The following is a 7666-nucleotide window of genomic DNA, read 5'->3' as shown; positions in this document are numbered from 1 at the left end:
CGGCCGGTGCGGGCGCCGGGGTCGCGGGGCCGGCCGAGGGAGCCGGTGCGGGGGCGGGAGCAGCGGCGGCCGGGGCGGGCGTCCCGTTGGTCCCGGCGGCGGCCGGGGCGGTCGCGGCGGCCTCGTCGGGCTTGTACCCGTCGAAGAAGTCCCACCACGCGGGGTCGACCGCGTTCCGGTCCTGCTTGTACTGCTCGTACAGCTCGTCCACGAGCCACTCGTTGGCGCCGAAGTCGGCACGGGTCGAGTCTGGCTCCGCCTTCTGGGTCACGCTGGGATCGCCCACTTCCGCTGCGGTTCGTGACCGCGTCGTCGCCGGTTCTGTTGACGACAACATTACGGCCTGCGAGGCCCCCGCTCCGGCTGGGGAGCCCCGGCGCCGCGCGATCCGTCGAGGTCTTCACTTGGTCGGCACACCAGGGTCAACGCGAGGCAACGCGCCCGTGGTCGCCGGCTCAAGGTGGGGTCGTCGCGAGACCGGGCGAGGTCATGGCTCGGCCCGCGACGTCCACCTTCCGAGACGAGCGGTTCCCGTCAGGTGATATCCCGACGGAAGGTCGTGTAGCGGCCGACGGCGGCGAACACCAGGCCGTAGGCCAGCATGACCAGGACGCCCTGCCACGGGTCGAGCAGGTCCATCGCGCCGGTCTCGGAGTAGAAGCTGCCGCCCGACACCGCCTCGCCGGCCGCCCCGGGCAGGAACTTCGCGAGTCCGGCACCCCACGACGTGAACGCCAACCCGAGTCGCAGGAGCGGCTCGACGAACTGCGTGAACGCGAGCACCACCACCACGACCGCGACCTGGTGCGGCAGCACCGCGCCCAGGCCGACCCCGATGAACGCCCACAGGGCCAGCGCCAGAGCCGACAGGGCGAGCGTGCCCCACGTCGAGGCCTGGTCCAGGAACGTCTGCTCGCCCAGCGCGACGAGCACCGTCGCCGCGGCGGCGACCGCGCCGGCCGTGGCCACGACGCCGAACACGAGGCCCGTCCCGGTCCCGGTGACGAGCTTGGCCCCGACGACGACCGAGCGCCGCGGCTCCGCGAGCAGCGTCGGCGTGATCGTCTGGTGGCGGAACTCCGAGGCGACGCTCAGCGCGCCGATGAGCAACGGGAAGACGTAGCCGAACGACACCGCGATCGTGTACGCGCCGCGCACGACGGCGTCGGCCGCGAGCGTCACCTCCTCGCCGCCCGTCTGGCCCCCCATCCCCGTGCCGCCCGCCATCGCGCCGTCCTGCGTGAGCAGCCACGCCATGAGCGCCGCGAGGAACGCCATGTAGGGCACCATCGCGAGCAGCAGGACCCACCACAGGCGGGTCGTGACGACCTTGCGGAACTCGGTCCGCAGCGCCGCGCCCATCAGGCCGCCGCCCCTCGGGTCGTGCCGGTGGCCGTGTCGGCCGCTCCGGCCGCGGGTCCGCCGACGAGCTCCAGGAACAGTCCCTCGAGCCCTGGGTCGCGCGTGCTCAGCTCGTGCAGCTCCAGCCCTGCCGCGAACGCGGCGGCACCGACGGCGGCGGCGTCGACGTCCACGAGCTCGACGCCCCGGTCGGCGCGCGCGTCGTCGGCGCGCGTCCAGCCCGCGCGCTCGACGAGGGCGGCGAGCCCGGCGGTGTCGGGCGACGCGACGCGCACGTGCGGGCGTGCCCGGCGCGCGAGCTCGGCGAGCGTCGAGGCGTGCACCAGGCGGCCGCGGGCGATGATGACGACGTCGTCGACGGTCTGCTCGACCTCCGACAGCACGTGGCTCGACACCAGGACCGTGCGCCCCTGTGCCGCGAGGGTGCGCAGGAACTCGCGCAGCCAGCGGATGCCCTCGGGGTCGAGCCCGTTCGCGGGCTCGTCGAGCAGCAGCACCTGCGGGTCGCCGAGCAGCGTCGTCGCGAGGCCGAGGCGCTGCCGCATGCCGAGGGAGAACCCGCCGACGCGGCGTCCCGCCGCACCGGACAGCCCAACGACCTCGAGCACCTCGGCGGCCCGGGCGTCGGGCACGCCGACCTGGGGCGCGTACGTGCGCAGGTGGTCGAGCGCGGTGCGCCCGGGGTGGAAGCTCGCGGCCTCCAGGGCGGCGCCGACGGTCCGCAGCGGCCGGGGGATCTGGTGGTAGGCGAGGCCGCCGATGGTGGCGGTGCCCGACGTCGGCCGGACGAGGCCGAGGAGCATGCGCAGGGTCGTGGTCTTGCCCGCGCCGTTCGGTCCGAGGAACCCGGTGACGCGTCCGGGGTGCACCTCGAAGGAGAGGTCGTCGACGGCGCGCACCGGTCCGAAGGACTTCGACAGGTGCTCGACGCGGATCGTGCGGTCGGGGGGGCGGCGCAGAGGAGGTCGTGGCCATGGCCAGGACCTTACTGTTCTATCCCGACTAGAACAATGCCGATCAGGGGGCCCGCACGGGCCGACGCGTGCTGCGGCCCGGCAGCGTCACGCGCATCGTGCAGCCGGGACCCGCGTCCGCGACCTCGATCCGCCCGCCGTGCAGGTCCACCGCCCAGCGGACGATCGCCAGGCCCAGCCCCGTCCCGCCGGTCGAGCCCTGGCCCGTGATCGCCGGCGAGTTGCCGCGCACGAAGCGCTCGAACACGTGCGCCCGCTGCTCGGGCGCGATCCCCGGGCCGTGGTCCACGACGTCGATCCGCACGTCCGTCCCCACCCGCGACGCCTCGAGCCGCACCTCGTCGTCGGGCGGCGAGTGCCGCACCGCGTTGTGCAGCAGGTTCGCGACGACCTGGTGCAGGCGCTCGGGGTCGGCCGCGACCGTGAGGTCCGGCGGGTCGACCACCACGGGGAAGCGCAGCCGCTTCGTCGCGCCGACCAGGGACGCGCCGTCCGCCGCCTCCTGCAGGAAGTCGTCGAGCCGCACCTCCTCGATCTCGAGCGGCACCGCGCCGGCCTCCAGCCGGGACAGGTCGAGCAGGTACGTGACGAGGCGCCCGAGCCGCTCGGTCTGCGCGAGCGCGGCCTGCATCGTCACCGGGTCCGGGTCGCTCACGCCGTCCACGATGTTCTCGAGCTGCGCCTGCAAGGCCGTCACCGGGGTGCGCAGCTCGTGCGAGACGTTCGCGACGAGCTCCCGGCGGAACGTGTCCGCGAGCTCCAGGTCGTCCGACATCGTGTTGAACGCGTCCGCGAGCTGGCCGACCTCGTCCGCGCTCGTCGCGCGCACCCGCTGGCTGTAGTCGCCCTCCGCCATCCGGCCCGCCGCGTGCGTCATCTCCCGCAGCGGCGACGTCATGCCGCGCGCCAGCAGCTGCGTGACGACCAGCGAGACGGCGACCGCGATCGGCAGCGTCCGGCTCGGCCCCAGGTGGAACTGCGACAGCCCGATCCACGTGACGAACGACGCGAGCGTGACCGACGCCGCGACGAGCACGCCCAGCTTGATCTTGATCGAGCGGAACCGGTCCAGCGGACGGACGTCGGGCAGCCGCGTCCGACCCTCGCCGCGCACGTGGCGCGGGGCGTTCACGACCCCTCGGCCCCCGCGCCCGAGCCGGCCTCGTCCGCGGGCTCGAACGCGTAGCCGACGCCGTGGACGGTCCGGATCAGGTCGGCGCCGAGCTTGCGACGCAGCGCCTTGACGTGCGAGTCGACGGTGCGCGTGCCGCTCGCGTCGACCCAGTCCCACACCTCGGCGAGCAGCCGCTCGCGCGTCAGCACCGTGCGCGACGACCCCGCGAGCGCCACCAGCAGGTCGAACTCCGTCGGCGTCAGGTGCACCTCGCGGTCGCCGCGCAGCACGCGCCGCTGCGCGCGGTCGATCGTCACGTCACCGATGGCCAGCGGCGGGTCGGGCGTGACCGCGACCGCGATCTCCGCGGCCCGGGCCGCGCGCTCCGTGCGCCGCAGCAGCGCCTTCGTCCGGGCGACGAGCTCGCGCATCGAGAACGGCTTCGTCATGTAGTCGTCCGCGCCGACGCCCAGCCCGACGAGCATGTCCGTCTCGTCGTCGCGCGCGGTCAGCATGAGGACCGGCACCGGGCGTTCCGCCTGGATCTGCCGGCACACCTCGAGGCCGTCGATGCCCGGGAGCATGACGTCGAGCACGACCACGTCGGGCTGCAGGCGGGCCGCCGCGCTCACGCCGGACGGGCCGTCGGCCGCGGCCTCCACGCGCCACCCCTCGGCGGAGAAGCGGTGCGCGATGGCCTGGGCGATGGCCGGCTCGTCCTCGACCACCAGGACGGTTGTCGCGCCGCCGCCGGACGGAGCGGGCACCTGCGCGCCGCTGCTGTTCACCATGGGGTCAGCGTGGCACAGCACCTGCCCGACGACCCGGAACACCTGCGGGCAAGCCGCGAGGAAGACGTGTCGGAGCGGTGCAGGACGGCTGCAGGACGGCTGCAGGACGACCGCAGGACCACGCGGGCGTCGCGCGCGGACGGACCGTAGGATGTCGCCACCATGAGCGGCTCAAGTAGCTGCCGGCGTCCGTCCCGGGCCGTCCCCGGGGTCGACCATGCCGGCCTCCCTGTCCTCGCCCGCCCGTTCGTCCCGTCGAGCCTCGCACCCTCGCCGGACGGTGACCGATGCTGACCGACTGGCTCCTCGTCGGGCTCGGTGTCGTGCTCACGCTCGGCACCGCCGTGTTCGTCGCCGCCGAGTTCTCGCTCGTCACCCTCGACACCGGGGTCGTCGAGAAGCAGACCGCGCCCGACGACCGCCGCGGGCAGTCCGTCCTCAAGGCGCTGCGCCGCCTGTCGACCGAGCTGTCCGGGGCACAGGTCGGCATCACCATCACGACGATCCTGCTCGGGTACACGACCCAGCCGGCCGTCGTACGCCTGCTCGGCGGTCCGCTGGAGCAGTCGCCGCTGGGCCGCGCCGTCGGCGGGGTCGTCGCCGGGCTGCTCGCGATCCTGCTCGTCAACGGGTTCTCCATGCTCGTCGGCGAGCTCATCCCGAAGAACTTCGCGATCAGCCGGCCGCTCGGCACCGCCCGCGCGGTCGCGCCGCTCCAGCGCGGCTTCACGACGACGCTGCGCCCGCTCATCTCCGTGTTCAACGGCAGCGCCAACGCGCTGCTGCGCCGGGTCGGCGTCGAGCCGCGCGAGGAGCTGTCCGGGGGCCGGTCGCCGCAGGAGCTCGCCGCGCTGGTCCGCCGCTCGGCGCAGGTCGGCACGCTCGACGAGTCGACCGCGACGCTGCTCATCAACTCCGTCGAGTTCACCGAGCTCACCGCCGTCGACGTCATGACCGACCGGCAGCGCCTCGTCGTCGTGCGCCGGGACGAGGACTCCGCGGCCGACGTCGTCGCCCTGGCCCGCACCAGCGGCCACTCGCGCTTCCTCGTCATCGGCGACTCCTCGGACGACGTCGTCGGCCTCGTGCACCTGCGCCGGGCCGTCGCCGTGCCCTACGAACGCCGGGCCGAGGTCCCCGCCGCGGCGCTCATGGCCGACGTGCTGCGGGTCCCCGAGACCGTGCACCTGGGCCCCCTGCTCGTCGAGCTGCGCGAGCAGGGCGACCAGATCGCCGTCGTCGTCGACGAGTACGGCGGCACGTCGGGCGTCGTGACCCTCGAGGACGTCGTCGAGGAGCTCGTGGGCGACGTGGCCGACGAGCACGACCGCCGCCGCCAGTCGGCTGCGCGCGCCGCCGACGGGTCGTGGGTCCTCGCGGGAGTCCTCCGGCCCGACGAGCTCGCCGAGGTGACCGGGCTCCGCGTGCCCGACGACGGCCCCTACGAGACGCTCGGCGGTCTGCTCATGCACCGGCTCGGCCGCATCCCCGTCGAGGGTGACGAGGTCGTCGTCGACCGCGTGACGATCGCGGTCGAGCGCATGGCCGGGCGGCGGGTCGAGCGCGTGCGCGTACAGGCGCTGCCCGCCGACGAGCCGGGGGAGGACGCGTGAGCAGCAACCTCGCCCTCCTGCTCGGCGTCCTGCTGCTCGCCGGGAACGCGTTCTTCGTCGGCGCCGAGTTCGCGATCATCTCCGCGCGGCGCAGCCAGGTCGAGCCGCTCGCCGAGGCGGGCGACCGTCGCGCCCGCACGGTGCTGTGGGCCATGGAGCACGTGTCGCTCATGCTCGCGTGCGCGCAGCTCGGCATCACCGTGTGCTCGACCAGCCTCGGCGTCGTGGCCGAGCCCGCGATCGCGCACCTCATCGAGGACCCGCTGGCCGCGCTCGGAGTGAGCGAGGACCTCACCCACCCGATCGCGTTCGTCCTCGCGCTCGCGATCGTCGTGTACCTGCACGTCGTGCTCGGCGAGATGGTGCCGAAGAACCTCGCCGTCGCCGGGCCCGAGCGCGCGGTGCTGCTGTTCGGCCCGCCGCTCGTGTGGATCGCGCGCATGGTGCGGCCCGTCATCACGGCTCTCAACTGGCTCGCGAACCACACCCTGCGGGCCGTCGGCGTCGAGCCGAAGGACGAGGTGTCGTCCGCGTTCACCGCGCAGGAGGTCCACTCGATCGTCGAGCGGTCGCAGGCCGAGGGGCTGCTGGAGGACGAGCAGGGCCTGCTCACGGGCGCATTGGAGTTCTCCGACCGCACCGCCGGCGAGGTCATGGTGCCGGTCGAGGCGCTCGTCACCGTCGGTCCCGGGGGGACGCCCGACGAGGTCGAGCGGCTCGTCGCCCGCACCGGGTACAGCCGGTTCCCCGTGCTCGACCCCTCCGGGCGCCCCGCCGGCTACCTGCACCTCAAGGACGTCCTCTACGCCGACGCGGACGCCCGGCACCTGCCCGTGCCGACGTGGCGGGTGCGTGCGCTCGCGGTCGTCGCGCCCGGTGACGAGGTCGAGGACGCGCTCGCCGCGATGCAGCGCTCCGGCGTGCACCTGGCGCGGGTCGACGACGCGGACGGGACCGCCGTCGGCGTCGTCTTCCTCGAGGACATCCTCGAGGAGCTCGTCGGAGAGGTCAGGGACGCGATGCAGCGGGGTCAGACGTCCTGACCCCGCCGCCGGGCGGCGTGCACGCCCGGCGGCGGGCCTGTGGTGCAGGTCACGCGCGGGCCGGACGTGTCCGATCCGTCCCGCGTGTCGGCGTGCGCCCGCGCTGGACGCCCGTCCAGGGGGCTTGGAAGCGTGACCGTGACCCGTTATGGTTTCGTGACCGCGGTCGCCGGAGCCCCTCGATCCTTGGGGTCTCCCCGGCCGCGGACGTCCGCCGAGCTGGTCCAGCCGGAGCGAGTGGGAGGTGTCGTGGGGCCCGAGCGAACCGAGCCGACCCCCGCGGCACCGGCGACCCGACGCAGCCGGCGAGAGGCCGAGCGTCGCGCGGCCGCCCAGTCGTCCGGGACGTCCAGCGCGGTCCTCACGCCCCCCGGCGTCCCGATCGCCCCCGCGTCGCGCACGAGCGTCACCAGCGGACCCACCGTCCCCACGTGGAGCCAGCCGCGCACCACCGGCCCTGCCGCTCCCTCCCCGGCCGTGCGCTCGTCGCTCCCCGCCCCGGGCGCCCGCACCTCGCAGCCCGGCCCCGTCGCCAGGGCGACCTCGACCCCCGGCTCGTGGGGCTCGCCCGCACCCGCTGCCCGCCCCGTGTCGTCGAGCAGGTCCACGCTGCCCGCCCCGGGCGCGAAGTCGGCCAGCCCCGCCCCCGCCGCGCACGGGACGATGCCGGCGCCCACGGTCCGCTCGACCCCTGCACCGGCTCCCGCACCGGCCGCCCCTGCGCCGGCTGCGCCCGCACCCGCTGCGCCCGCGCCGGTCGTCTCCACGC

7 protein-coding genes are annotated in these 7666 nt (G+C 74.8%); 2 read left to right on the top strand and 5 right to left on the bottom strand.

Features of this window, described 5'->3' with window-relative positions; genetic code table 11:
* The 5 genes from CBZ_RS15205 to CBZ_RS15185 form a co-directional block, all read right to left on the bottom strand.
* A partial coding sequence (locus tag CBZ_RS15205) for a 2-oxoglutarate dehydrogenase E1 subunit family protein (protein ID WP_246013449.1) occupies window positions 1–271 on the bottom strand: 271 nt, incomplete at its 3' end.
* 263 nt (window positions 272–534) lie between these two features.
* Window positions 535–1362: an ABC transporter permease gene (locus CBZ_RS15200; RefSeq protein ID WP_130782356.1), complete on the bottom strand. Its 828-nt coding sequence runs from the start codon at window positions 1360–1362 to the stop codon at window positions 535–537.
* The gene (locus CBZ_RS15195) at window positions 1362–2261 is read right to left on the bottom strand and encodes an ATP-binding cassette domain-containing protein (protein ID WP_246013447.1); all 900 of its coding nucleotides are present in this window, start codon (window positions 2259–2261) and stop codon (window positions 1362–1364) included. The genes CBZ_RS15200 and CBZ_RS15195 overlap by 1 nt, the downstream gene beginning before the upstream one ends.
* A gap of 118 nt (window positions 2262–2379) precedes the next feature.
* Window positions 2380–3468 carry a HAMP domain-containing sensor histidine kinase gene (locus CBZ_RS15190; protein ID WP_130782354.1) on the bottom strand — a complete coding sequence of 363 codons (1089 nt, stop codon included), beginning with the start codon at window positions 3466–3468 and terminating at the stop codon, window positions 2380–2382.
* Window positions 3465–4241, bottom strand: a complete 777-nt coding sequence (locus CBZ_RS15185) for a response regulator transcription factor (RefSeq protein WP_130782353.1) — start codon at window positions 4239–4241, stop codon at window positions 3465–3467. The genes CBZ_RS15190 and CBZ_RS15185 overlap by 4 nt, the downstream gene beginning before the upstream one ends.
* A 287-nt stretch (window positions 4242–4528) precedes the next feature.
* Between CBZ_RS15185 and CBZ_RS15180 the strand changes: the two genes are divergently transcribed.
* Together CBZ_RS15180 and CBZ_RS15175 are read left to right on the top strand one after the other, a co-directional pair.
* A complete protein-coding gene (locus CBZ_RS15180; RefSeq protein ID WP_130782352.1) occupies window positions 4529–5854 on the top strand; it encodes a hemolysin family protein in 1326 nt (441 codons plus the stop codon).
* A complete protein-coding gene (locus tag CBZ_RS15175) occupies window positions 5851–6897 on the top strand; it encodes a hemolysin family protein (RefSeq protein WP_130782351.1) in 1047 nt (348 codons plus the stop codon). Before CBZ_RS15180 ends, CBZ_RS15175 begins: the two co-directional genes overlap by 4 nt.
* Window positions 6898–7666 lie beyond the last annotated feature (769 nt).

Origin of the sequence: Cellulomonas biazotea (assembly GCF_004306155.1) — a bacterium.
GTDB lineage: Bacteria > Actinomycetota > Actinomycetes > Actinomycetales > Cellulomonadaceae > Cellulomonas > Cellulomonas biazotea.
This window is presented reverse-complemented; position numbering and strand designations above follow the sequence as displayed.